The sequence below is a fragment of the Aquibacillus albus genome (assembly GCF_016908325.1).
Lineage (GTDB): Bacteria > Bacillota > Bacilli > Bacillales > Amphibacillaceae > Aquibacillus_A > Aquibacillus_A albus.
Genome location: NZ_JAFBDR010000001.1, coordinates 120,583 through 143,841, shown reverse-complemented (window position 1 = coordinate 143,841; position 23,259 = coordinate 120,583). Strand labels below are relative to the sequence as shown.

General features: G+C 33.7%; 27 protein-coding genes and 1 tRNA gene. 11 read left to right on the top strand and 17 right to left on the bottom strand.

Going from position 1 to position 23,259, the window contains the following annotated elements:
- Nucleotides 1-11: 11 nt before the first annotated feature.
- The 7 genes from comGC (at nucleotide 12) to JOC48_RS00750 (ending at nucleotide 2,357) form a co-directional block, all read left to right on the top strand.
- Entirely contained in the window at nucleotides 12-317 is a 306-nt protein-coding gene (gene comGC / locus JOC48_RS00780; protein WP_204497131.1) for a competence type IV pilus major pilin ComGC, read from the top strand.
- A complete protein-coding gene (comGD, locus tag JOC48_RS00775; RefSeq protein WP_338024207.1) occupies nucleotides 301-747 on the top strand; it encodes a competence type IV pilus minor pilin ComGD in 447 nt (148 codons plus the stop codon). Before comGC ends, comGD begins: the two co-directional genes overlap by 17 nt.
- Nucleotides 737-1,078 (top strand): hypothetical protein, encoded by a 342-nt coding sequence (locus JOC48_RS00770; RefSeq protein ID WP_204497129.1) that lies wholly within the window; start codon nucleotides 737-739, stop codon nucleotides 1,076-1,078. The genes comGD and JOC48_RS00770 overlap by 11 nt, the downstream gene beginning before the upstream one ends.
- 19 nt (nucleotides 1,079-1,097) lie before the next feature.
- The gene (locus tag JOC48_RS00765) at nucleotides 1,098-1,478 is read left to right on the top strand and encodes a ComGF family competence protein (RefSeq protein WP_204497128.1); all 381 of its coding nucleotides are present in this window, start codon (nucleotides 1,098-1,100) and stop codon (nucleotides 1,476-1,478) included.
- Entirely contained in the window at nucleotides 1,453-1,842 is a 390-nt protein-coding gene (comGG, locus tag JOC48_RS00760; protein ID WP_204497127.1) for a competence type IV pilus minor pilin ComGG, read from the top strand. Before JOC48_RS00765 ends, comGG begins: the two co-directional genes overlap by 26 nt.
- 43 nt (nucleotides 1,843-1,885) lie before the next feature.
- Nucleotides 1,886-1,957, top strand: a tRNA-Gln gene (locus JOC48_RS00755).
- A gap of 157 nt (nucleotides 1,958-2,114) precedes the next feature.
- The gene (locus JOC48_RS00750) at nucleotides 2,115-2,357 is read left to right on the top strand and encodes a DUF2626 domain-containing protein (protein ID WP_204497126.1); all 243 of its coding nucleotides are present in this window, start codon (nucleotides 2,115-2,117) and stop codon (nucleotides 2,355-2,357) included.
- A 92-nt stretch (nucleotides 2,358-2,449) separates the two neighbouring features.
- Here the strand turns inward: JOC48_RS00750 and JOC48_RS00745 are convergent, their stop codons facing one another.
- Entirely contained in the window at nucleotides 2,450-3,067 is a 618-nt protein-coding gene (locus JOC48_RS00745) for an MBL fold metallo-hydrolase (protein ID WP_204497125.1), read from the bottom strand.
- Between the two features lie 153 nt (nucleotides 3,068-3,220).
- On the opposite strand from JOC48_RS00745, the gene JOC48_RS00740 reads away from it, so the two are divergent.
- Nucleotides 3,221-3,388, top strand: coding sequence for a DUF2759 family protein (locus JOC48_RS00740; RefSeq protein ID WP_204497124.1), 168 nt, complete (start codon nucleotides 3,221-3,223; stop codon nucleotides 3,386-3,388).
- Nucleotides 3,389-3,434: 46 nt separating this feature from the next.
- On the opposite strand, the gene JOC48_RS00735 is transcribed toward JOC48_RS00740, so the two are convergent.
- The 3 genes from JOC48_RS00735 to JOC48_RS00725 form a co-directional block, all read right to left on the bottom strand.
- Nucleotides 3,435-5,354: an LTA synthase family protein gene (locus JOC48_RS00735; RefSeq protein ID WP_204497123.1), complete on the bottom strand. Its 1,920-nt coding sequence runs from the start codon at nucleotides 5,352-5,354 to the stop codon at nucleotides 3,435-3,437.
- 423 nt (nucleotides 5,355-5,777) lie between these two features.
- Nucleotides 5,778-5,975 (bottom strand): YqgQ family protein, encoded by a 198-nt coding sequence (locus JOC48_RS00730; RefSeq protein ID WP_204497122.1) that lies wholly within the window; start codon nucleotides 5,973-5,975, stop codon nucleotides 5,778-5,780.
- Between the two features lie 90 nt (nucleotides 5,976-6,065).
- Nucleotides 6,066-7,523: a spore germination protein gene (locus JOC48_RS00725; protein WP_204497121.1), complete on the bottom strand. Its 1,458-nt coding sequence runs from the start codon at nucleotides 7,521-7,523 to the stop codon at nucleotides 6,066-6,068.
- 190 nt (nucleotides 7,524-7,713) lie between these two features.
- Between JOC48_RS00725 and JOC48_RS00720 the strand changes: the two genes are divergently transcribed.
- The gene (locus JOC48_RS00720; protein WP_204497120.1) at nucleotides 7,714-8,562 is read left to right on the top strand and encodes a hypothetical protein; all 849 of its coding nucleotides are present in this window, start codon (nucleotides 7,714-7,716) and stop codon (nucleotides 8,560-8,562) included.
- Here the strand turns inward: JOC48_RS00720 and JOC48_RS00715 are convergent.
- The 4 genes from JOC48_RS00715 to rpmG form a co-directional block, all read right to left on the bottom strand.
- Entirely contained in the window at nucleotides 8,559-10,106 is a 1,548-nt protein-coding gene (locus tag JOC48_RS00715) for a rhomboid family intramembrane serine protease (protein ID WP_204497119.1), read from the bottom strand. The two genes, JOC48_RS00720 and JOC48_RS00715, sit on opposite strands and share 4 nt — an antisense overlap.
- Nucleotides 10,107-10,259: 153 nt before the next feature.
- Nucleotides 10,260-10,436, bottom strand: coding sequence for a hypothetical protein (locus JOC48_RS00710; RefSeq protein ID WP_204497118.1), 177 nt, complete (start codon nucleotides 10,434-10,436; stop codon nucleotides 10,260-10,262).
- A gap of 76 nt (nucleotides 10,437-10,512) precedes the next feature.
- Nucleotides 10,513-11,088 carry a 5-formyltetrahydrofolate cyclo-ligase gene (locus JOC48_RS00705; protein WP_204497117.1) on the bottom strand — a complete coding sequence of 192 codons (576 nt, stop codon included), beginning with the start codon at nucleotides 11,086-11,088 and terminating at the stop codon, nucleotides 10,513-10,515.
- Between the two features lie 279 nt (nucleotides 11,089-11,367).
- Nucleotides 11,368-11,517, bottom strand: coding sequence for a 50S ribosomal protein L33 (gene rpmG / locus JOC48_RS00700; protein ID WP_204497116.1), 150 nt, complete (start codon nucleotides 11,515-11,517; stop codon nucleotides 11,368-11,370).
- A 248-nt stretch (nucleotides 11,518-11,765) separates the two neighbouring features.
- Between rpmG and JOC48_RS00695 the strand changes: the two genes are divergently transcribed.
- Nucleotides 11,766-12,134 carry a hypothetical protein gene (locus JOC48_RS00695; protein ID WP_204497115.1) on the top strand — a complete coding sequence of 123 codons (369 nt, stop codon included), beginning with the start codon at nucleotides 11,766-11,768 and terminating at the stop codon, nucleotides 12,132-12,134.
- Nucleotides 12,135-12,662 (top strand): hypothetical protein, encoded by a 528-nt coding sequence (locus tag JOC48_RS00690; RefSeq protein WP_204497114.1) that lies wholly within the window; start codon nucleotides 12,135-12,137, stop codon nucleotides 12,660-12,662.
- A 94-nt stretch (nucleotides 12,663-12,756) separates the two neighbouring features.
- Here the strand turns inward: JOC48_RS00690 and phoU (JOC48_RS00685) are convergent, their stop codons facing one another.
- The 9 genes from phoU (JOC48_RS00685) to JOC48_RS00645 all read right to left on the bottom strand — a co-directional run bounded on the left by phoU (JOC48_RS00685) (nucleotide 12,757) and on the right by JOC48_RS00645 (nucleotide 23,098).
- On the bottom strand, nucleotides 12,757-13,416 hold the full coding sequence (gene phoU / locus JOC48_RS00685; protein ID WP_204497113.1) for a phosphate signaling complex protein PhoU: 660 nt from the start codon (nucleotides 13,414-13,416) through the stop codon (nucleotides 12,757-12,759).
- A 279-nt stretch (nucleotides 13,417-13,695) separates the two neighbouring features.
- Nucleotides 13,696-14,358: a phosphate signaling complex protein PhoU gene (gene phoU / locus JOC48_RS00680; protein WP_204497112.1), complete on the bottom strand. Its 663-nt coding sequence runs from the start codon at nucleotides 14,356-14,358 to the stop codon at nucleotides 13,696-13,698.
- Between the two features lie 37 nt (nucleotides 14,359-14,395).
- Nucleotides 14,396-15,190 (bottom strand): phosphate ABC transporter ATP-binding protein PstB, encoded by a 795-nt coding sequence (gene pstB, locus JOC48_RS00675; protein ID WP_420829203.1) that lies wholly within the window; start codon nucleotides 15,188-15,190, stop codon nucleotides 14,396-14,398.
- A 25-nt stretch (nucleotides 15,191-15,215) separates the two neighbouring features.
- Nucleotides 15,216-16,085, bottom strand: coding sequence for a phosphate ABC transporter permease PstA (pstA, locus tag JOC48_RS00670; RefSeq protein WP_204497110.1), 870 nt, complete (start codon nucleotides 16,083-16,085; stop codon nucleotides 15,216-15,218).
- On the bottom strand, nucleotides 16,085-16,984 hold the full coding sequence (gene pstC, locus JOC48_RS00665) for a phosphate ABC transporter permease subunit PstC (RefSeq protein WP_204497393.1): 900 nt from the start codon (nucleotides 16,982-16,984) through the stop codon (nucleotides 16,085-16,087). The genes pstA and pstC overlap by 1 nt, the downstream gene beginning before the upstream one ends.
- Before the next feature lie 119 nt (nucleotides 16,985-17,103).
- Nucleotides 17,104-18,072, bottom strand: a complete 969-nt coding sequence (locus JOC48_RS00660) for a PstS family phosphate ABC transporter substrate-binding protein (RefSeq protein WP_204497109.1) — start codon at nucleotides 18,070-18,072, stop codon at nucleotides 17,104-17,106.
- Between the two features lie 258 nt (nucleotides 18,073-18,330).
- Nucleotides 18,331-19,362 carry a PstS family phosphate ABC transporter substrate-binding protein gene (locus JOC48_RS00655; protein ID WP_204497108.1) on the bottom strand — a complete coding sequence of 344 codons (1,032 nt, stop codon included), beginning with the start codon at nucleotides 19,360-19,362 and terminating at the stop codon, nucleotides 18,331-18,333.
- Nucleotides 19,363-19,562: 200 nt separating this feature from the next.
- On the bottom strand, nucleotides 19,563-21,728 hold the full coding sequence (locus JOC48_RS00650) for a peptidoglycan D,D-transpeptidase FtsI family protein (RefSeq protein ID WP_204497107.1): 2,166 nt from the start codon (nucleotides 21,726-21,728) through the stop codon (nucleotides 19,563-19,565).
- A gap of 92 nt (nucleotides 21,729-21,820) precedes the next feature.
- Nucleotides 21,821-23,098 (bottom strand): MFS transporter, encoded by a 1,278-nt coding sequence (locus tag JOC48_RS00645; protein ID WP_204497106.1) that lies wholly within the window; start codon nucleotides 23,096-23,098, stop codon nucleotides 21,821-21,823.
- Nucleotides 23,099-23,259: the final 161 nt, after the last annotated feature.

Genomic DNA, 23,259 nt, shown 5'->3' with positions numbered 1-23,259 from the left:
AGGGAAAAAATATGAATAATCAAAAAGGATTTACTCTTATAGAAATGTTAATTGTTCTGACCGTAATAAGCACTTTACTTATACTTTTAATTCCTAACCTAGCTGATAAAAATAATACAATGCAAACAAAAGGTTGTAATGCTTTAGTTCAATTAACGGAGAGTCAAATACAAGCTTATGAAATTGATAACGGCAGTACACCCATTGACATTCAAACTTTAATCGAAGGTGAGTATTTACAAACAGATCAATGTGCCAATGGTCAACAAAAAATTACATTAACAAATGGAACAATAGAAATTGTTGCCGTCGAATAAACAGAGCGGCTTTACATTGATAGAAGTTATTATAGTGTTAAGTATGATTTCTTTTATTATCTCAATCGGAGGGGCATTTCAATATCATGTTATCGATCAATATAAAACCAGACATTTTATTCAAATATTTCAGGATGATATTTTATATATGCAAAAAAGGACAACTGTTACAAGAGACAATATCTATATGGTTATTGAGCCTGAAAAAAATCTATACGTTATCAAACAAGGGCCTGTAGGGAAGTCTATAGTTACAAGAGAAATCCCTAAAACTTGGGACATTAACTTAAGAACTTTAACAATGCCGATATCATTTACTACGAATGGAACAATAAAAAATCCAGGAACTTTCACTATCGATACTACTTATAGCAGCTATGACGTATCTTTTCCGTTTGGGAAAGGCAGGTGTTATATTATTGAAAAATAATTCAAGTGGATTCCATATAACAGAAGTCCTTATTTGTCTAGCAATCTTTTCGACAATTATGTTTAGCCTTATCCCGATTCTTTCTCAAATTAAAGTGGAAGAAGTATTATTAAGCCATAGGCGAAACGCACAATCTATTTTACATGATGAACTACTATATCATATATGGGCTTCATCTCAGTTAGAGTTCCCCATTAGTTATCAAAAAAATACCAGCATAGGATTGCTGCACCTAACTTTTGAATTTGAAGAGGAATTAATGAAAGGATGTGTAAAATGGAAAAATGCAAAAACTGGCTATGAAACTTCCTGCCTTTACGGATACCCATAAATCTAATGGTGGGTTCACCTTGCTATCTATACTGTTTTCTCTTTCATTTCTAATGGTAACACTACCCTTTGTCCCATATTTCTTTACCTCCCTCACTATCCCTAGCTATTCAGAAGAATTATCTGTAAGACAACTATTTCAATTTATTCAGGATGAACTTTACCGTACTGAATCAATGACAGTTTCAAATGATACATTATTATTGAAAAATCACAATGGAGAGGTGGTTTCAATTGATCAGTATCAACAAGTGATACGAAGACAAGTAACAGGGAAAGGACACGAAATACTGGCTAGAGATATTGAAGAATTAGAAATACAAACAAATTCTTTTGGTTTTGATATAACAGTAAAAACGATTGAAGGTCAACTTTATGAAAAAAAATTTAGCCTCTACTGAATTATTCCGAAACTCAAAGGGATTTATCTTGCCTTATTTCATGCTTATTATGGTTTTAACACTTATGGTCATTTCGTCTAGTGTAACCGTATATATAAACCATATAGAGGTATCTAAATTAGAAATAGAACAAATGAAATTACAGACTCTTATTCAAATGGCTCATGCTGAATTATTAGATAACCTCCAGCAGAGTGAATCCTCGGAAAGCGGGCAAAAAATCTTTGATTATCCTTATGGTCAGGTAACCGCAGCTTATTCGTTTATTAATAGTGATACAATAGATGTTCAATTTTATGTAATTTCTGATAAGGGTGGGAAACGTGAATTAAGAATGTACATTAAAAAAATCGAAGAAAAATAGTATAAAAATTGACCATTTGTTCATCATAATGAATGTAAGATGTTGGGCTATAGCCAAGCGGTAAGGCAGCGGATTTTGATTCCGTCATTCGCTGGTTCGAATCCAGCTAGCCCAGTTCATGTCCAAAGAAAGGCTGACGCAACACTTAGATGAAATGTGTGTCAGCCTTTATTTCTTTAAAAATAGTTAAAACATGGATAAGATTGATTTACAATCTCTTTTACCTCGTATATAATAACGATGATACATACCTTTATGAAGGAGGGGAAAGTATGGACAGAATGTTTCGTGTGCTTTCTTTTTGGACAGGAATTTTTACTGTCATGTTCTATGTGGCTGAAATGCATAACATGGCTTTCTTGTTTCTGGCACAAACTGTCTTTTTCCTGGGAGTAGGATTTTTAAATTTATCTGAAAGAATGTATATGTATTTATTCGGTGCTTATTGTACGGTCTTTTTTATCGGATTTACTTACTATACTAATTTTATTTTGGTACCTGGATTTGGACATTAATAAAAAAGCTTTGACTTTGAATCAATCAAAGTCAAAGCTTTTTTACTTAGGTTTGTAATAAGCAGTCAAACCGTTTTTTCGTACGATCTACTCTATAAAAATGGATTTTCCCTTTTTTCATTTCCAATAGTTGTCAAAGGACCATGTCCTGGAAACACCTCATAATCATCCTCATACTTAAACAACTTTGTCTTAATACTGTTTATTAAAGTATCAAAATCCCCACCTGGTAAATCTGTTCGACCAATACCGTGATGAAATAAACTATCACCACCAATAATCTTTTTCTCTCTATTAAATACAAATGCCACTCCGCCTGGTGAGTGACCCGGGGTATGTAAAATTTCAAATTCAAATGATTGAAGCTTCATTTTACCTTCTTCTAAAAAAGCATCACAAGATTGAACTACGATGTCTTCTACTGGAAAAAAAGATGATCCATTCAGAGTAGGATCTGATAACCAATTTTCTTCTAGCTCATGTAAATAAACAGGAATTTCGTATTGTTCACGAAGTGGTTCTACTGCACCGATATGATCAAAGTGTGCATGTGTTAAGCAAATAGCGACAGGATTAAGCTGAGACTTTTCAATCCAATTTACTATTTGATCAGCATCTCCACCTGGATCAAAGATAATGCTTTCTTTGTCATTTGATATAACGTAACAATTTGTTCCTAAAGGTCCTAATGATAACTTATTTACATCCATTTTCCTTTCCTCCTTTTCTATGTAATATTTTAGATTTTCATCTCGACAAAACATTTTTTTTGTTTTAGAATGTATGAGAAGAAATGGTCTATTACATATTAGTATAATAAGGAACGTTATTCAACATGGTTTAGATTTCGAGGAGGTATAAGGATGGAATTGGCTATTATCTTGTTAGTAGTAGCGGTCTTATGTTTAGTGGCAGTGTTCAGAGAATTAAAAGCAAAGAACTTCTTTGCAGTTGGATTTGCTGGTATCTCTACCTTGGTATTTGGATGGTTTTCAATAATGACAATCCTATCAGAGTTAAATATTATTTAATTAAAGAAGAGGGCTGCCTAGTGATTCAACTAGACAGCCCTCTTTTTTATTCCTCGGTATGCACTTGTACTTTACTATCATAAAATCTTAACAAATCACCATAAATAATTTGATCAGAATAAGATAACTCTTTTTGAACAATGGATTTATATGGTTGGCAAACATTCTCTTCCTGCTCTTCTTCATTATTGGTTAACTCATTATTTGAAGTTGTTGCTAATAACTTACCAGTGTCTCTATCAAAACATTGATCTTTACTATAAATATAATCATCCGTAATAAAGCTTCCATCTCTTAATGCAATAAAGTCTTTTCTTTCTTCGGCAAATAAATTATTGCCAAATCCAATATCACCTTTATTTTCTATCCCTAATAAATGTAACAACGTAGGTTTTACGTCAATTTGCCCAGCAATTTTTTCAAATACCTTTCCTTCTTCACCTGGTATGTGAATGAAAAACGGCACTCTTTGTAATTGAACATGATCATAAGGGGTAATTTCATCCTTATCTAAATACATGCTCATCGCTTTATTGTGGAAGTCACTTATACCATAATGGTCGCCCATCATAACAATAATAGAGTCTTCATACTGCCCAGACTGCTTTAACTGGTCAAAGAATTCCTCTAACGCTTCATCTGTATAACGAACAGTAGGGAAGTATTGATTCAATGTTTTTGAATTAGAATGATACGGTTCAATTGAAGCATCCTCTTCCCCTAAATCAAATGGATAATGATTCGTTAGCGTAATAAACTTGGAGTAATAAGGCTCAGGTAAAGATTGTAAATACTTAATCGACTGTTCAAAAAATGGTTTGTCCTTAAGACCCCATCCAATGGTGTTTTCTTGGGTAATCTGGTATGCATTTTCATCATAAAAATGGTCATATCCAACATTATCATACATTACATCACGATTCCAAAAGCTTTTGTTATTCGCATGGAATACAGCTGAGTAATATCCTTGATTCTTTAGTATTTCTGGAAGTGCATTATATTCATTTTGTCCATGAGTAAAAAATACAGCTCCTCTAGGAAGTGGATACAATGAATTATCTACTAAGAATTCTGAATCGGATGTTTTTCCTTGCTCTGTTTGGTGGTAAAAGTTTTTAAAATAATAGCTATTTTCAATTAAATCATTCATAAATGGCGTTACCTCTTCCCCATTTACAGTCCTATTAATCACAAAGCTTTGCACGGATTCTAAAGAAATAAAAATAACGTTCTTATCCTTTGCCACACCAAACAATTCTGTATCCTGATTATTCACTTCATTTATTTCATTTACATAGGTTTTAATTTCAGGCATTTCATTTCCATCTGCAAAAACACGCTGAGCCTTTGTTTTTGAATGCAATACTGCGTCATACACGTGGTAATTAAATAACCCAATATTTTTAATAAGATATTCCCTGTCAAAAGTTCTTTGCAATAGCTGTGGTCGCTCAATCTCAGCCAAGATATAATTTCCTATTAAAAAGGCTATAGACAAGCTAAACACAAATGCCTTCATTCTTTTTCGATAATGAACCATGACCATACCTTCGCGCTTTTTACTTAAATACCAAATAATAAGAACGTCTAAAAACAACAATATATCTGGTAAATGAACAAGTGCTAACAGACTAGATCCCAAGTCTGTGGCATTGCTACCCTGAAATAACACAGGTATAGTAATAAAATCAGTAAAATTACGGTAAAAAATTAGATTAAAGTAAAGAATTATTGTTCCTATTAACGAAGCATATCGTAAAAACTTCATTTGTCGTTTTCTACTAAACCAAACAGCAATAGCAAAGACTAGAAATGCTGAAACGAAAGGATTAATGAATAGAATAAATTCTTGCATTGTGTTATCTAAAGATATAGTAAATAAAAATCGATAGACGATATACGTTTTCAATCCAAATAAAATACTTGCTAGCACATATAATGGTAATTTAGATTTGTTTTGAATCATTATATGTTTCCTCCTCTATTTGTCATACATTCTTGAAATGTAGTACATTTTATTATTATTAAATGAAGCTCACTTCGTATAGACGTAGATAAAAAGAAATTAGTTACATTATTCTAGACTGATTATCTAACATCCATTCATTTTAATTGATGAAAACAAAAAAATAAACCCTGCGAAAGGGAATATTTTTTACAAAATTGGATAAATCTGTCTTCATAAAAAGTATGCCATGTAAAAGAAATTATAATCATCTCGTGACAAAAAAACAATCATTCATTTATCCTATTTTATTTCATTTTCTGTTTGACTAAGTAGGCACCTCCAAATTCCCCTTGTGTTTCAAACGTTTTGGATAGAAGTGTTTCTTTATTAGACCTCCGATATCAACACCTACAACATACTTCTGTCAATTCACCGAATCCCCTACCCTTGCCGTATATATGCTGCTTCTCTTTTTAAAATTAAAACTGCCTTCTGATAATCTTTTGCTGAAATAAACTGTGATTGATACAATTCTTTGATTTCATCTTCCATTAATTCAAGATCAGCTAACCGATCACCAATATAAATAATTGTTCCATATTTTTTAAGCAGCTGTTGTACATCAAATACTGTTTCCATATTATTCACCTATTCTATTATAGCAAGCAGAAGAAAGAAAATAAATGCCTTCTTCCTTCTTTATAATATACATAAAAAACCCAGAACGAATTATCGGTCTGGGTCTTGTGGGTTAAGGAAAGGTGGTCTTGAACGTTTTAATGGTACTGGAGTCCGAAGTAATACGTCTTTAAATGCAATCGGTGAGAATGGTATAAACGGCCATAGATAACCTGTGTTAAAGGAATTCATACGCATAAGATAAATGATCCATCCCGTAATACCTACTACGTAACCCGCTACACCAAAGCTTGCTGTTACGATTAACAAGACAATACGTAAAATTCTATTTGCCAAACTTAACTCGTAGCTAGGTGTTGCAAACGTTCCGGTTGCTGCGATAGCAAGATACAATACAACCTCATTTGAAAATAACCCTACCTCTACCGCTACTTGACCTATTAAAATTGCTGCAACTAAACCAAGGGCCGTTGCTAGTGCAGTTGGTGTATGAATAGCTGCCATTCGAAGTATATCAATGCCAATCTCAGCTATAAGAAACTGTACAAGCAATGGTATAGCTCCAAATTCACTCGGTCCAATATAGTTTAATGCTGTCGGAAGTAAATCTGGGTTTACGGAGAACAAATAATATAATGGTAAAATAAATATCGATGCAATTACCGCAATATACCTTACAAATCGTAGGTAAGCTCCTACTAAGGGCTTTTGCCTATATTCTTCAGCATGCTGCAAATGATGCCAAAATGTCGCTGGTGTTATCATGACACTTGGAGACCCATCAATGATAAGGATGATATGTCCTTCATAAAGATGTGCTGCTGCTGTATCAGGTCTTTCGGTATACCTTATTGTCGGATAAGGATTCCAATGCCTTCCACCTAAGTATTCCTCGACCGTTTTCTCTGCCATCGGAAGGCCATCTGTATCAATTTGTTTTAGATGATCTTTTAAAACCTCTACTTTTTCAGGATCAGCAATATCTTCTAGATAACAGACACAAATATCTGTCTTGGACCGTCTTCCGATACTGGTATATTCCATCCGAAGCGATCGATCACGTATCCTTCGTCTAGTTAGAGCTGTGTTAAAAACAATTGTTTCTACATAACCGTCTCGAGAACCTCGTACAACTCTTTCTAAATCAGGTTCTTGTGGACCCCGAACAGGATATGTTCTTGCATCAATTATAATAATCTTATCCATACCTTCAACGAATAAAGCAGTTGGTCCAGCTAAAACCATATCACCTGCTTCATCTAAATCATCTGTCGTGTCCAATTCTACATATGGAATATAGGTTTTTAACAATTTTTCAAGCGGTTCGGGTTCTAAATGATCTGGCTCTAATTTAGCTAAAAATTTCATTAATAGATGTAATATATCATCTTTAACAAATCCATCTATCATGAATAAAGCCATTCTTCGCTCAGCGTACTCAACATCAAGGTGGATAACGTCAAAACTTTTATCTACCCCTAGCCTGTCTCGCATGTATTCTACATTTTGTTTAAAGTTTCGGTACATTGGTTTCAATTTCTTTTCCATCATCTCACCCTAACAAATGAATTCTGTTTATTAGCTTGTACCGATTCAATAAATACATGCATACTTCCATTCTTGTTTAACACTAATCTTCATATAAAATGAACAAGCATCATATAAATGGATTAACTAAGTTAAGTTTGTCCAAAAAGTTTCTTAACGATAAGAAACTACGGAAGAAGGGGTTCATTTTATGAAGAAATTATATGTTGCAACTGGAATAATAGTTGCTTCACTTTTTTTAGCATTACTGCTTTTTTATGAGAAAGAAGTTAGTGTAATAAAATTTTTCCCAATTGATGATTCACTTTCTTTTCATTCCTATCATACAGAGTTAAAATTGCTATCAGAAACCGACCAAGATGAATATGACATCAAATGGACAACCTATTCGAACTTAACAGATCCCATTTATTTAAGACAGGATGTTTCGCTCCTATTTTCAGATGGAAGGCTTAAAGGTATTTTAAGTAAATGGAAAGAAAATGAAAAAAATATACAATTACAAACGTTAGTTCATGGAGAAGATAGTAGTCACTATCAAACCATTTCCTTTCATCATGGAGAAATTCATTATCCTGATGATGAGATTAAAAGTATTCACGCCATGTCATCGGATGAGCTGTATGTCATTGACTCTCCTTATACAGCGCTAGAATCATTTGATCAACCAATGAATTCTAGTCAAAAAGAATGGAAAAAGACATTAGATCATGCTACAAACCAACAATTGAGTTATCATTGGAAACAGTTAATTGATTACTTTCAAATTCCTAAGGATCAATATATTTATGTCCCTTTAACAGAATTGATGTCCTATGAAAAGAAGCCAATACCTGGGTTAACACAAGAAGTCACTGAACGGGTAATTGGACAGCTGTGGGAAGGTTTATATAAAAATTACATTCTTGGAATATCAGAAACGCAAAAACCAGTTGATAGCTTCATTCCTTTAATCCTTTTTGATAAAGACGGAAAGCATCTAATGGTCCTATACCAAGATCAAAATGGAAAAAAAGAGCAACTTATTCAATACTATTAATTTGCTTGCAGCCGTTTGTACAGATCACTGAATTCTTCATTTCCGGGAGCGAGCTTTGTCGCTTCTTTTGCGTGATGTGTTGCTCTTTCAATCTCATTTATATCCGTTAATAATAACGCAAGATTATAGTGAGCTTCCGGAAAATCACCTTTTATCTTAATCGCCTGTTCCAAATCATCCATAGCGGGGCCGGGTTGATTAAGTTTTATATGTGCAAAAGATCGAAAAAATAGTAATTCCGCCAGGTGTATATTCTCACCTTTGATAGTTATTCCGTTACTCGTTTTCTCTATTACTTCTTCATATTGCTCCTCGTTAATTAATTCTTGGGCAATCTGGAGTTGCAGAGCTGAGTTTTCATGATTTGAAAACTGATAAATACCATAAAGCAGCAGTGATCCAATCATAACTACATAGACTGGTAAGGATATAAGTTGAATATACCAATTGTTACGTCTTGGAAAAAACACAATCGAAGAAGCTACAAACCCTCCAATTAAACCACCGATATGAGCCCCATTATCGATTTGTGGAACACTAAATCCAAAAACAATATTAATACAGATAACAACAATAACATTCCATCCCATTGTCTGGAAAAAAATTTTTTTGTAATTAATGCCAAAAAATAAAAGTGCACCGAATAATCCAAAAATGGCACCTGAAGCCCCTGCAGCAATGTGAGGATTTAATGCAAAACTACTTAAACCACCCATAATTCCAGCAAGAAAATAAATAACAAGAAATCTGAAATTACCATATATATTTTCCACTACTGATCCAAGAAAATGTAAAGCAATCATGTTCATAATGAGATGTAAAGCGCCAATATGAAGGAACATAGAAGAAATAATTCTCCACCATTCTCCGTCTAAGATTGCTGGGTTATATTTAGCACCATATTCTATTAAAGTATTAGTGGATGTGCTTCCTCCAGCACCTTCCAATAAAAAGAACATGAAAACATTTATGATGATAAGGAAGAAAGTAAAAAATGGCATTCCATTCTGGAATACAGCTTCCTTTTCCTTTTGTGACTTCACAAATAACTGATTAATTTGCTCTCGCAAAACAATAGTTGTGTGCTCCAATTCCAGTTCTGTATGTGGATATTCAAACGGATTATTTGCTAGTCCTAAGTTGTTGTATAATTGCTCCTTTTTACTTTCTCTATTTGCCTCATCTAAAAGATATACACGCATTTTAGCTAGCTTTCGTTCCATCTCCATTGTTTTTTTTGCTAATTCTAATTGATCAACAGGAGGATAAGTAGAAACATATACATTATGAATAAAAGTTTTCCCACCAATGATTATTCTTTGGAGTTTTTTAGCCCGTTCAACGGTTTCATCGATATCTCTTTTTAAATGATTACTCCAGTCAAATTGCTCCTGTAATAATCGAACAATATGAGTAATACCCTTCACCTTTTTTTCTAACCAGATTTCTTCCCTAGAATGGTCGATATGTAAAAGATTAAATTTTTGATTTTGTATTAAGTCGTGTGTCATACGAAAAAAATAATAGGCTTCTTTTAAATACATGATAAGCCGCCCCCTTTTGTAAGAGCAAAAAACTTAGGTATACATCTATGGTATTAAAAAAATTCAAAAATAACCAATTAAATGTTAGAAAAACTTGGTCATTAACTTCAAAGCTAAAATTTTATATTTTTCGTATAAAAAAACGTTCAACTTTTAAGCTGAACGTCCAAGAATACTCGGTAATATTTTTTTTCGTAAATATGGTAAATTCATTGTAATTTTAACAATTACTTTGCGAATAACATTTACAGCTAACATCATGTTTAATATACGATACCTCTTTTTAAAAAGAATACTTAAGCCTAAAATAACCGAGCTAAATGTAATCAATTGTTTCATACACTCACCCTTCTTTCTTTTTGAATTGTTGAGTGTAGTTTGCACCGTTTTCAAGAAGAATATGCTGTCAATAGAATGAAGATGTGGAAACAAAACCTTGATCTGTAATAATATAATCAACTTTTATATCATGATTTTCTGTTGGAAGTTCCTCTACAATTTGATCTTGGATGGCTAAAGAAACGGTCGTACCTTCATAATTTGCTAAATAACGGTCGTAATATCCCCCACCATATCCTATACGAAACCCTTTATAATCGAATACAATCCCCGGTACAATCATTAAATCGATTTGATTCTTCGTCACAATAAAATCACCATTCGGTTTTGGTTCTAACAAATGATGATACACAGTCTCTAAATCCTCGAAAGTATGTAATTCATAAAAAACCATACGTTTATCTTTTGGAAAACATTTAGGAACACAAACTCTTTTTTTCTGTGTCCAAGCAGCTTCAATTAATTTTCTTGTATCCCATTCATTATTAGTCGAAATGGTTACACCAATTGTTTTTGCTTTTTCCCAGCATTCACTATGGACAAGATGCCTCCCTATATTTCGTTCCACTTGTTCTTTTTCTTCTTCGGATATCTCTCGTAAAATTTGTAATGTCTCACTTCTAAGCTTTTCTTTTTTCGTCAATAACAAACACCTCTACTTTTTTAAAACGTGAAATATAAAACAAAAGCGCATGCGCCCTGGTAGCGACGTATGGACTGGACTGAACCGCAGGAGATAAAGGAAACACGGTGAACGAAGTGAACCGATGTTGACTTATCGTACGGAGGTGAGGGAAGTCTCACTAGTCGCTGGGCGCTGGAGCTGGACGTCGCTAACCAACACCTTTTATCCACAATCCAGCCATTTTATAATTTCCAAAACAAAACTCTTACCACGATTTGGTAAGAGTTTTTTTCTAAATTATTTTGTTTCACGGTGTAATGTGTGTTTTTTCAAACGCGGGCTATATTTTTTAAGCTCCAGACGTTCAGGGTGCTTACGTTTATTTTTAGTACTAATATAATTACGATCACCAGTTTCAGTACAAGCAAGTGTAATGTTTACACGCATGATTATCCCTCCATATCTTTATTCAATATCATTTTCATTACAACAGTAAGAACAACTTACTATTGTTAATCTGAATCATAAAATACAATTCAGTTTATATCATTAATCAGACTTAATTATATTACCAAAAATTCTTATTTATTTCAAGGTTTCAATCAAAAGTCCTATAATTCGTTGAAACTGTTTTCTATCTGTAACACCTGTGTTATAACTAGTATGGAAACAGTAAAAACGATGGAGGAATGTTCGTGATTTATGCAATTATTTGTTTATTTACTACTTCAATATTATTGTTATTTCTATCTTTTTTCATGAAAGATCGCTTTAAATCAATAGAGGACCAATTAGAGCAGGTTTCAATTTCTACTTTACAAGAAACATACCAATTACAAAAAAAAGTAAAGATCTTGGAAGAGGAGCTGTTATCAGATGACATCACCCATTTCAAGTCTCAACCACTAGAAGGAAATAAAACACCGCTCATGAAAAAAATTATACGAATGCACATAGATGGGTTGTCCATTCAGGATATTGCAAAAGAAACCAAATTAAGTGAATACGATGTACATTCTATTATTAACCAAAATAAGCTAGATGCTAGAGGCGGTGGATTATAAATGAAACAATCGGTTCAAGCCTTTGCATTAGGAATATTATGTGCAACAGCACTATTATCTATCGTTTACTATTTAGACAAAAATAACACAAATCATTCAGTTACACTAACGAACCAACAAATGATCAAACATTTAGAAGAAAGCGGATATAATGTTGAGGACAGTCCTCCAAATACGACGAATTCTACGGAAGAAGAAACTCAGAAACTTGAATCGTCTGTTGATTCGATGGAAACAAATGAACTAAAAACGGAAAAGGAAGAAGTTGAACCACACGAGAATGAAGACGATCTGGAAGAAGAAGCAGATAAGGAAAAAGTTACTCATCATACACTTGTCATAAACACAGGAATGAGTTCTATGACAATTGCAGATGAACTGTTCAACATTGGACTAATACAAGATACGGAAGAATTTAATCAGTTTTTAGAAGAAAATGATTATAGTACGAAAATTCAAATTGGTGAATACCAGCTATCTACTGATATGACAGAAAAACAAATCGCTGACACGATTACAAAACAATAAACAAAAAAGACATCGTTTAAATGAAACTCGATGTCTTTTTTGACGAATAAACCGAACTCCTACCTAACACACATCATCGAAAGAAAAATCCAACTTAATTATTTAGATCAACTGATTCACCTTTAACCAAATACATGATACTCTCTCCAACATTAGTCGCATGATCAGCAAAACGCTCAATATACCTAGCACTAAGAGCCATTTGCATAATGTGTTGAATCTTTTTAGAATTTAAAGAAGTTTCCTGCAACATATCTTTAATGATGTCCTCATACATTTTATCAACTGAATCGTCTAATTCCGCTAACTTTCTTACATATGAAATATCTTCAAAATCATATGCCTTAATGGATAAATCAGTCATTTTAATTGCAATATCCAACATATCACGAAGTGAATGATGAATTGACATACCGTGATCTTCGCCCAAATGTATGGCAGATTTTGCTATATTTTTAGCGTTGTCACCCATTCGTTCTAAATCAGTAGCAATTCGAATTGCTACAATCAACCTTCTTAAATCAGAAGCAACCGGCTGTTGTTTAGCAATTAACAGGATTGCACCTTCATTTATTTGCATATCTAATTTGTTCAACCATTTATCATTTTCTATTACCTCAGTGGCCAATTCAATATCGCTATTGTACAAAGCATCAACCGATGAAGATAAAAGATTTTTTGAACCATGTGCTAAATCTATAATCATTTTTTTTATTTTTTCTAATTCAGCATTAAACTGTTCTCTTGCAACCACTTAACTCCCCTCGATTCTTAAAAAATTATCGAATGTTTTCTATATATTTTTAGAGAAATTTCTATCATTGCAAAAGTTAACTGAAGGAATATCTTCGGTGCTTTTTTGTTGAGGCTAATTGAATGAAGTATATTAGATGTTTATTCTTTAAATCGGTAATTATTCCATCTTTTAATATTTCATCAGAGTAAATACCGAACTGAATATATATATAAAAACCCCTCGAGAAGGTTAGTTCTCGAGGGGTATATTATTAGTAAAATATAGCTTTAACTATTTTTATGCGTTTAAGTCAAACATTTTTCCTTTTACCATGTATATAATATTTTCCGAAATATTTGTAGCATGGTCACCAACTCTTTCAATATATCGACAAATGAAACAAAGTTGTGTAATTTGCGAAAGAGAATTTGGATACTTTGTCATTAATTCTAGAAGTTCTTTAATAAGTTTGCCGTACATGTCATCTACTTGATCATCTACTTTTGCTAAATCTCCTGCAAGAATAACATCTTCCTCATAAAATGCTTTTATAGCATCGGAAAGCATACCTTGAGCTATTTTGGCCATTTTTGGGATATCCTCTATAGGTTTGATTAACTCTTCATTACCAATGATAAGAACTGATTTTGCTATATTTACGGCAAGATCGCCAATTCGTTCTACATCATTAGAAATTTTTAGAACTGCAATAGTTCGACGAAGGTCAGAAGCTACTGGTTGCTGTTGAGCAAGAATTTTCACTACTTGATTGTTAATGGATTCCTCATAATTATTGATTTGAATATCATTATCAATGATTGCTTGTGCTTTCTCCAGGTCTGTTTCCTTAAGTGCTCTTAAAGCGTCATCTATTGCGTTTTGAGATAGCTTAACCATCTCTAACAAAGTTTCCTTAAGCCTATCTAATTCTGCATCAAAAGTTTTTCTAACATTGCTCATTTACAATTACCCTCACTTTATTAGTCAAGAATTTTTCTTATCCAAAACGGCCAGTAATATAATCTTCCGTTCTTTTATCTTTTGGATTAGAAAATAATGTATCCGTATCGGTAAATTCAACTAATTCGCCAGTTAGCATAAAAGCGGTTTTATCTGAAATTCTCGCTGCCTGCTGCATGTTGTGTGTAACAATGACAATCGTATATTTATCTTTTAATTCTTTAATTAATTCCTCGATCTTTAATGTTGATATAGGATCTAATGCTGAAGTTGGCTCGTCCATTAAAATAACATTTGGTTCAATAGCTAGACATCGTGCTATACAAACCCGTTGTTGCTGACCACCAGATAAGCCATATGCATTTTGATTTAATCGATCTTTCACTTCATCCCAAATCGCGGCACCTCTTAAACTCTTTTCAACAATCTCATCCAAAACTTTTTTCTTTTTTATCCCGTGAATTCGTGGTCCATAAGCAACATTATCATAAATTGATTTTGGGAAAGGATTAGGTTTTTGAAAAACCATTCCTACTTGTGTTCGTAAGTCTTCTACCATTTGTTTTTTACTAAAAATATCTGCATTATCATATTTAATTGATCCAGATGTATTAACATTTGGAACCATCTCAATCATACGATTAAGTGTTTTTAATAATGTTGATTTTCCACAACCAGAAGGACCGATAACTGCAGTTATTTTATTTTTTTCAATCCCCATATTTATTCCATATAACGCCTGGTCTGAACCATACCATAAATTGAAATCATGAATATCAAAAATGTATTGGTCATCAATTGCACTGTTTTCGTTTTGTTGATTACTAATCATATCAGTCATGAAAGAACCCCTCATTTTAATATCTATTTTGAAATTTATTTCGAATCCATACAGCTATTGCATTCATACATAATAATATCACTAATAGAACAATAATACCTGCACCTGCAACAAATTGCCACTCTTCTTGAGGTCTGCTTGTCCAACTATATATCTGTATTGGCATTACTGTATACTTCGACAACATAGAATCTGGAATGGTATAAATAGCTGTTGCTGCACCAACTATTAATAAAGGTGCTGTTTCACCAATAGCTCTTGATAAAGCCAGAATAGATCCCGTTAAAATACCGGGTACTGCAGCTGGCAGAACTATCCGCCAAATTGTTTGCCATTTTGTTGCTCCCATGCCAATGGAAGCTTCTTTAATTTCTTTCGGTACAGAACGAATGGCCTCCTGAGCCGCTACCACGATTACAGGTAAGATAAGAAGACTCATTGTCAGTGCACCAGCTATGAGTGTATAACCCATCTGAAATAAATAAACAAAAAAAGTTAAACCTAATAGACCAAATACTATAGAAGGAACACCAGCTAAATTTTGAACATTCACTTGAATAAAGTTTGTAAATCTATTTTTAGGTGCATATTCCTCTAAATATAATGCAGTTGATACTCCTAATATAATCGCAATAGGAGCTGTTAAGAGCATAAGAAACAAAGAGCCTATGATTCCAGCAAACATACCGGCTTCTTCAACGTATGGAGCTGGAAAGTTTCGTAAAAAATCTATTGTTAAATAGCCTAGACCTTGATTTAATATTCGAATTAATAATAAAGAAAGAAAAACTAACCCGATTGTAGTTGCTAAGAAAAATAAAATTCTAAAAATGCTATTTAAAGCGATTCTTCTTTTCATTCGGCTTTTAGAAATGTGAATTTGCATTAATAATCCTCCCTAAACTTTCGGGAAATATATTGTGATAACATATTCATGATAAAAGTAAAAACAAACAAAGTAATACCTACTGCATAGATACTATAATATATGGTTGACCCATACGTTGTATCTCCCTTTGCGCCTTGAACAATGAATGCAGTTAACGTTTGAATAGATTGTGTAGGATCAAAAGTTAAATTAGGTGAAGCACCAGCAGCAATCGTTACAATCATCGTTTCTCCGATAGCTCGGGATAAAGCCAATACAACAGATGCAATTATTCCTGACAATGCAGCTGGAATAATTACTTTAAACGTAACCTCTAACCTAGTAGCACCTAATGCAAGCGCCCCTGCACGTAAATGATTTGGTACAGCATTCATTGCATCTTCAGATAATGATGCAATCATTGGAATAATCATAATACCTACAACTATTCCAGCACTTAGTGCATTAAATATTTTTAAATCCGGTATTAAACCTTGAAGTAATGGTGTAATAAATGTCAGTGCAAAGTAACCATAAACAACTGTTGGAACTCCAGCTAATACCTCAAGAATTGGCTTGATAATTTTTCTAGTTTTGTTCGTTGCGTATTCACTTAAAAATATTGCCGACGCAACTCCTAACGGCAAAGCAACACATATTGCTATAAAAGTTATTAGTAAAGTACCAGTTATTAATGGTGCAACCCCAAACTTTCCAGACCATGGTGACCAGTTAACACCCAAGTAAAAGTCAGCTAAAGAAACATCAGAAAAAAACGTGATTGACTCTCTTAAAAGAGTAAAAACGATACCAATAGTAGTTAATACTGAAATAGTAGCACAAAACAAAAGAAAAATTGGAACGGACTTTTCAGACGTTTTTAGTAAATTGTTTTTTCTTTTATTGGTTTTTATCATTTCTTGAACGGAATGCGCTTGTTCATTATTGTTAACCAAATGAATTCACCTCTTCTAGAATAACATGGAGGAAGGGTCAGATTGTTGACATCTGACCCTATCCTTATATTTTCGATAACTTATTTTCCAGCTAAGTTGTTTATTTCATCAAGTTGTTCTTGATAATTCTCTTCTGGAAGTGCCACATAACCCACTTGTTCTGATGCTTCCCCTGCATTTTCTAGTGTGAATTTCACAAAATCATATACCTGCGGCTTTTCTAATGATGCTACATTTACATACGTGAAGACTGGTCTTGATAATGGCGTATATGAACCATCTTGTATTGTTTCACCATTTGGTTTAACAGGCTCTCCATCTCCAGTAGAAACACCTAGAACTTTTAATGAATCTTGGTTTTCTAGATAATATGCATACCCAAAATATCCAATCGCATATGGATCATTCTGAATCCCTTGTACAAGAAGGTTGTCATCTTCATTCAGTGTAACATTTTCTCCTTCTTTCATTGGATTATCTTCTAAGATAACTTCATTAAAGTAATCAAACGTACCTGAGTCATGTCCTGGACTGTAAATAGTAATCGTTTCTTCTGGCCATTCAGGATTAATATCGGACCATTTTGTCGCATCACTATCTGCTAAAAATATTTGTCTAAGCTGCTCAACAGTAATATTTTCAATAAAGTCATTTTCCTGACTTACAACGACAGATAGTCCATCATAAGCTAATTCTATTTCATGAAGCTCTATCCCGTTTTCCTCTGCTATTGCTATTTCCTCTTCTTGAATGGGACGAGAAGCATTACTTAGGTCTATTTCACCAACAGTCGACTTTTTAAATCCACCACCTGATCCAGATGAATTTAATGAGAGTTCAACATTTGGGTTCTCTTTGTTATATTGATATGTTAAACCTTCCATAATTGGAAATACGGTAGAAGATCCATCAATCAATACTTCTCCGGAAAGTCCTTGTTCTCCACCTTCACCTGTGTTGTTATCTTCCGTTTCTACACCACAAGCAGCTAGTAAGCCGAACGTAAGCATAAGAAGTGCAAAAATTCTAACCAATTTTATGTTTTTCATGGTAGTGCCCCCTAGTTTATTTAATTTATATCCAGGTAAATGATAACGAATAACTGTTAAGTTATTATTAATTAAATGTTAAGTTATTGTAAATTTTTTATGTTACCTTTCTTAAAATCAATATTTAATATTAAATTACCTAGTTTCATCATTTCTTATTCATATTTTATGATTAAAAGAAGGGCCTTATTTTTATAACACAATTAATCAAGGGTCAGATTATATGTATAATCTGACCCTTGATCCATTTAAAACATATTATTTCCCTGCTAATTCATTTATTTTATCAAGTTGTTCTTGATATTTTTCATCTGGAAGTGCTACATAACCTACATGTTCGGCAGCTGATCCAGCATTGTTTAAAGTAAATTCTACAAAATCATATACCTGTGGCTTTTCTAATGATGCTACATTTACATACGTAAATATTGGTCTTGATAATGGACTATAGCTTCCATCCTGTATTGTTTCGCCACTCGGTTTAATGGCGCCATTCCCCTCATCGATACCTAATACCTTTAAAGTATCTTGGTTTTCAGCATAGTATGCATAACCAAAGTATCCAATTGCATATGGATCATTTTGAATCCCTTGAACAAGAAGGTTGTCATCTTCACTAAGTGTAACATTTTCCCCTTCTTTCATTGGATTTTCTTCTAAAATAACTTCATTGAAATAGTCAAATGTACCAGAGTCATGTCCAGGGCTGTAAATAGTAATCGTTTCTTCTGGCCATTCAGGATTAATATCTGACCATTGTGTTGCATCATTATCAGCTAGAAAGATTTTTTTAAGTTGGTCAACGGTAAGATTTTCAACAAACTCATTTTGTTGACTTACTACTACAGATAATCCATCATAAGCTAATTCTAATTCATGAAGTTCAATACCATTTTCTTCTGCAATTGCTATTTCTTCTTCTTTAATCGGACGTGAAGCGTTACTTAAATCAATTTCACCAACAGTAGATTTTTTAAATCCACCACCTGAACCAGACGAATTCAATGAAAGTTCAACACTTGGATTTTCTTGGTTATATTCGTATGTCAAACCTTCCATGATTGGAAACACTGTGGAAGATCCATCGATCAATACTTCACCAGAAAGTTCTTCTGTTTCTTCAGTATTTTCTTCAGTATTTTCTTCAGATGCATTTGTACCCTCATCCGTTTGATCTGTTTCTTGATTTTCATCAGCTTGTCCTGTTTCATTCTCTGTCCCACAAGCTGCAAGTAAACCAATTGTTAAAATGAATAATGCAGCCAGTGCTAATAACTTCATACTTTTCATCTTTGTTTTCCCCCTATTTTTTAATTTGTGTTAAGAGTACCTTAACCAACTTCTATTACATCATAACGTACAAGTTTTAATTTACGGTTAACTAAATGTAAAGATGACGTAAATTTATAAAAAAATTGTTTTTTTTGGCTGAAAATAGTGGAAAAGTAAAGAAAAAATCCATGATTACATTAAATCATGGATTTTAAACCTTATTCAGCTACTGCTTCTCGTTCTGCCTGTTCTACTTCTTCCGGTACCTCCAACTCTTCATCAATTTCATTTATATTTACATTAACTCCATTCAATTGTCTTTTTTCTTTTAACTCAAAGTACTTATCAAGGATTCTTCGGCCTATCATATGGTTTACTGGATGTTTTCCTTCAAAAGCACCAGTATTCGGTACCACCACAGCAAAAGCCACTTCTGGTTCATCATATGGGGCATATCCAACTAAAGTAAGATTTTCCGTTTCTGCGATTAATTGCCCATTTTCATAGATACCATTTTGCGCAGTTCCTGTTTTCCCAGCTGGATCATATGGGGCATTACCGAAATAAGCAACACCTGTTCCTTGGGGTTCTTGCATAACTCTACGAAAACCCTCCTGAACACGATCAATATAATCCTGTTCCATTTCAATTTTGTTCAGAACATCAGGGTTAATAGCTTTTTGTACAGGACCTAGTTCTTCTTTGGATGCAACAGGCTCCCGAATTTGTTTAACTAAATACGGCCTAAGTCTATAACCATCATTGGCTATTGTTGATACATATTGAGCTAGTTGTAACGTAGTAAACGTGTCATATTGTCCAATCGCAAAGTCCATAAGAAAACCTGCGTTCAAATTACTTCCTTTAAAACCATCTTCTTCATAGGGCAGGTCAATCCCAGTTTCAACACCGAGTCCAAATTGGCTAAAGTAATTACGCATTTTTTGAAAATTACTAGAATCATAGCCAATGAGTCGTTCACCTGGACGATAAATCGCTTCTCCCATACGCATAGCTATATGAAACATATAAACGTTGGATGAGCGCCTAAGTGCATCAATATCGTTAAGTACACCAAGATATTTCCATGAACTCTTTTCCGGTGTGTTTTTTATTCGAATTGGTAGATCATCAATTTTTTCTCCGGGCTCAATAACTCCTGACTGAAGACCAGCTAAGACTGTTGCACCTTTTATTGCTGAACCAGTTCGATGAGCATCATATATAGTGCGGAAAGAGTGATCTTCATACTGGTCTTCCTCGCGATTATAGCGAACGCCTGAAAGAGCCAAAACTTCTCCAGTCTGTGGATTCATCATTGCAACAAGTGCATCTTGCAAGTATTTATTTTGTTGAGGATGCTTTTCGATCGTTGTTTGTAGCTCTTCCTGAACAATTTCATCCACAGCCTTTTGAAGTTCCATGTCTATTGTTAGAACTAAATCGCTTCCTGGTTTTCCTTCTACCACTACTTCTGCATTTCCTACAATATTTCCTGATTTATCTGTTGTGTATAGAACTTGTTCCTTCGTACCTCGAAGGATACTTTCATACTCTGCTTCCAAGCCACTCTCTCCGACACGATCATTCCGACTATATCCTCGAGTCAGATAATAGTCTCGATTTTCACTAGGGATACCCTCATCAGAAGAAGAAACACTTCCAATAAAGTTACTAAAGGTTCCATCATAAACGTTTTTACGATTCCAGTCAGGCGCTGCGTCTATTCCTGGTAACTCATTTAAATGTGCAGCAACTTTCGCATACTCTTCCTCTGTAACGTTTTGATTTTTAACAACGTGAGGAGAGAGTTCATATGCTTGGTCCAATTCTTTTTTAATGGCAATAACGTTTAAGAGAGATGGTGTCCAGTCAACCGTAGCGAGGTCTTCTCCTGTTATTTTATCTAACATAACTTGATACTGTTCAGCATTATTTAGCTCTAACTCTTCGGCTGATAATCGACTTTGGACTTCTTCAGTGTTCTGCAAATACCAATACTCTTTTTTGTCTCTTTCAGTAATCATATCCGAAAGCTTATCATGGTTACTTTGAATCTCAATATATTGTGACAGCTTTTCAGCGAGATCTAACTTTTTTTCTGCTGAATCTCCACTCTTTGGCGGAGTGTAAGTAATCGAGCGTAATGGTTCATTGTCTAAAATTATTCTTCCATATCGATCAAACATTCTTCCACGGGGTACCGACAATTTAGTAGTTGTATTAACGGTTTTATCTATTTCTTGTTGTGCCTCTTCCCCATTCAATATTTGTACAACACCTAATTGAAGAATTAACAAAGAAAATAAACTAAAAACGACCAAAAACAATATATTTAAACGGAAGGGAAGCTGTGATTTTTTCCTTTTATCATTCTTTCCCATTGAAGTTCTCCCCCAAACACTAAAACAAAAGCAGTACATCAGAAGTGTGGCTGCTTTTGTTAACTGTAAATTTCTTTATTATTATAACATAATCATCTGTTTTCTTGGTTGGCAAATTCCTTTTTAACTGCAACCTCCTCATTTCTAACCTTTTTTCCATGTAAAGTAATGTCTTTAATAAAGAAGTAAATGATAAAATGTCCCGCTCCTAAAACCATTAGCAAATAAGGAATAATTGCTTCTGGTTGAAACATGGATACCGCTACTAAAAATATTGCAATAGAAAGAACGCGACCAAGGTTGATATATAATTCACGAACAACGATATATTCTATCCGCATTTCCCCAGCTTTCCATGCATTCCCTATCACATCATACGTCATGGAAGCATATGGTACTGTGAAAATTGGATAAGATAGTCCTATAATAGCTCCATATATCAACAGAGTCGTATAACTTGTATGAATAATGATCAAATAAACAGACAAATAAAGCGATATCCCGCCAGCAAATATTGCCCATTTTCTCATATGAGGTCTAATAAACCTTGTTGCGACAAAATAAAAAACGAGTGAAAAGCTAAAAAAAACCAAATTAAAAGTACCTAAAGCGAATTCACTTTGCGTGGTGATAAATACCCAAACTGCGATTACAAATACAAAGACACCTTCTCTAAGACCTTGAAGGGTATGGGCATGTAATATATTTTTCCAATCACGATTATTTTTTCTTTCTTGTAAAATTCTCCGAAACGAGAATGTTCCTTTGGCAGACCTTCTCTTTAAAAACATCGTACATACAACAGCTAATGCAAATAGGATGAAAGAAATGGCAAATATAAAGGTATATCCTTGGAAATTATTCATCGTAGAAATAATATACCCTGCTAGCATAGGTCCAATCATACCACCAAATGACTGCATTAAACCTAAAAAGCCGTTGAAAAAATCTCTCGTTTCTGGCTCTGTCACTTCAAAAGTTAATACATTAAAAGCTAACCAATAGAAACCAAAACCAATACCTAGTAATCCACCAAGTAACATGTTATAAGTGGAAGCATTTTCACCGACAATCAACACCGTCATGTAAAAAAGTGATAAAAAGGTAACCCCTAGTCGAAGTACTATAACTCTGTCTACTTTCTTTGCCCATCGTCCCGCTAATATAAATGTTAATGGCTGCATAATGTAGATTGAAATATTGTATAAGGCAATTGCAATATATTCGCCGGATTGTTTCCAAAGGTATATATTTACAAAGGTATTAGAAAGAAACGTTGAAAGTGCGTAAAGACCCCCAATCGTTAATAGAAGTTTTAAATCACGATCTATATCAGTATCTCCGAGAAGTAATTGCAAAGTTTTTTTCATATCTCCTGTCTCCTTTTCTTGTCTACACTTATTGTTTTCAAATGTAAACGAGTTATACAGGAGAATAAGAACTAATAGTGCGTGTTCAAAAAGCGGGTAAAATTAGAAGCAAGCAGGTCGAAACGGCGAAGATTATAAGCTGAACTTATAAAAAAACGCTA

Bases quoted from the DNA above. Each gene is read 5' to 3' on its own strand.
- comGC (WP_204497131.1), top strand. From the start codon at position 12: ATGAATAATCAAAAAGGATTTACTCTTATAGAAATGTTAATTGTTCTG.
- comGG (WP_204497127.1), top strand. From the start codon at position 1,453: ATGAAAAAAAATTTAGCCTCTACTGAATTATTCCGAAACTCAAAGGGA.
- JOC48_RS00750 (WP_204497126.1), top strand. From the start codon at position 2,115: ATGGACAGAATGTTTCGTGTGCTTTCTTTTTGGACAGGAATTTTTACT.
- JOC48_RS00745 (WP_204497125.1), bottom strand. From the start codon at position 3,067: ATGGATGTAAATAAGTTATCATTAGGACCTTTAGGAACAAATTGTTAC.
- JOC48_RS00740 (WP_204497124.1), top strand. From the start codon at position 3,221: ATGGAATTGGCTATTATCTTGTTAGTAGTAGCGGTCTTATGTTTAGTG.
- JOC48_RS00735 (WP_204497123.1), bottom strand. From the start codon at position 5,354: ATGATTCAAAACAAATCTAAATTACCATTATATGTGCTAGCAAGTATT.
- JOC48_RS00730 (WP_204497122.1), bottom strand. From the start codon at position 5,975: ATGGAAACAGTATTTGATGTACAACAGCTGCTTAAAAAATATGGAACA.
- JOC48_RS00725 (WP_204497121.1), bottom strand. From the start codon at position 7,523: ATGGAAAAGAAATTGAAACCAATGTACCGAAACTTTAAACAAAATGTA.
- JOC48_RS00720 (WP_204497120.1), top strand. From the start codon at position 7,714: ATGAAGAAATTATATGTTGCAACTGGAATAATAGTTGCTTCACTTTTT.
- JOC48_RS00715 (WP_204497119.1), bottom strand. From the start codon at position 10,106: ATGTATTTAAAAGAAGCCTATTATTTTTTTCGTATGACACACGACTTA.
- rpmG (WP_204497116.1), bottom strand. From the start codon at position 11,517: ATGCGTGTAAACATTACACTTGCTTGTACTGAAACTGGTGATCGTAAT.
- JOC48_RS00690 (WP_204497114.1), top strand. From the start codon at position 12,135: ATGAAACAATCGGTTCAAGCCTTTGCATTAGGAATATTATGTGCAACA.
- phoU (WP_204497112.1), bottom strand. From the start codon at position 14,358: ATGAGCAATGTTAGAAAAACTTTTGATGCAGAATTAGATAGGCTTAAG.
- pstB (WP_420829203.1), bottom strand. From the start codon at position 15,190: ATGATTAGTAATCAACAAAACGAAAACAGTGCAATTGATGACCAATAC.
- pstA (WP_204497110.1), bottom strand. From the start codon at position 16,085: ATGCAAATTCACATTTCTAAAAGCCGAATGAAAAGAAGAATCGCTTTA.
- pstC (WP_204497393.1), bottom strand. From the start codon at position 16,984: ATGATAAAAACCAATAAAAGAAAAAACAATTTACTAAAAACGTCTGAA.
- JOC48_RS00660 (WP_204497109.1), bottom strand. From the start codon at position 18,072: ATGAAAAACATAAAATTGGTTAGAATTTTTGCACTTCTTATGCTTACG.
- JOC48_RS00655 (WP_204497108.1), bottom strand. From the start codon at position 19,362: ATGAAAAGTATGAAGTTATTAGCACTGGCTGCATTATTCATTTTAACA.
- JOC48_RS00650 (WP_204497107.1), bottom strand. From the start codon at position 21,728: ATGGGAAAGAATGATAAAAGGAAAAAATCACAGCTTCCCTTCCGTTTA.
- JOC48_RS00645 (WP_204497106.1), bottom strand. From the start codon at position 23,098: ATGAAAAAAACTTTGCAATTACTTCTCGGAGATACTGATATAGATCGT.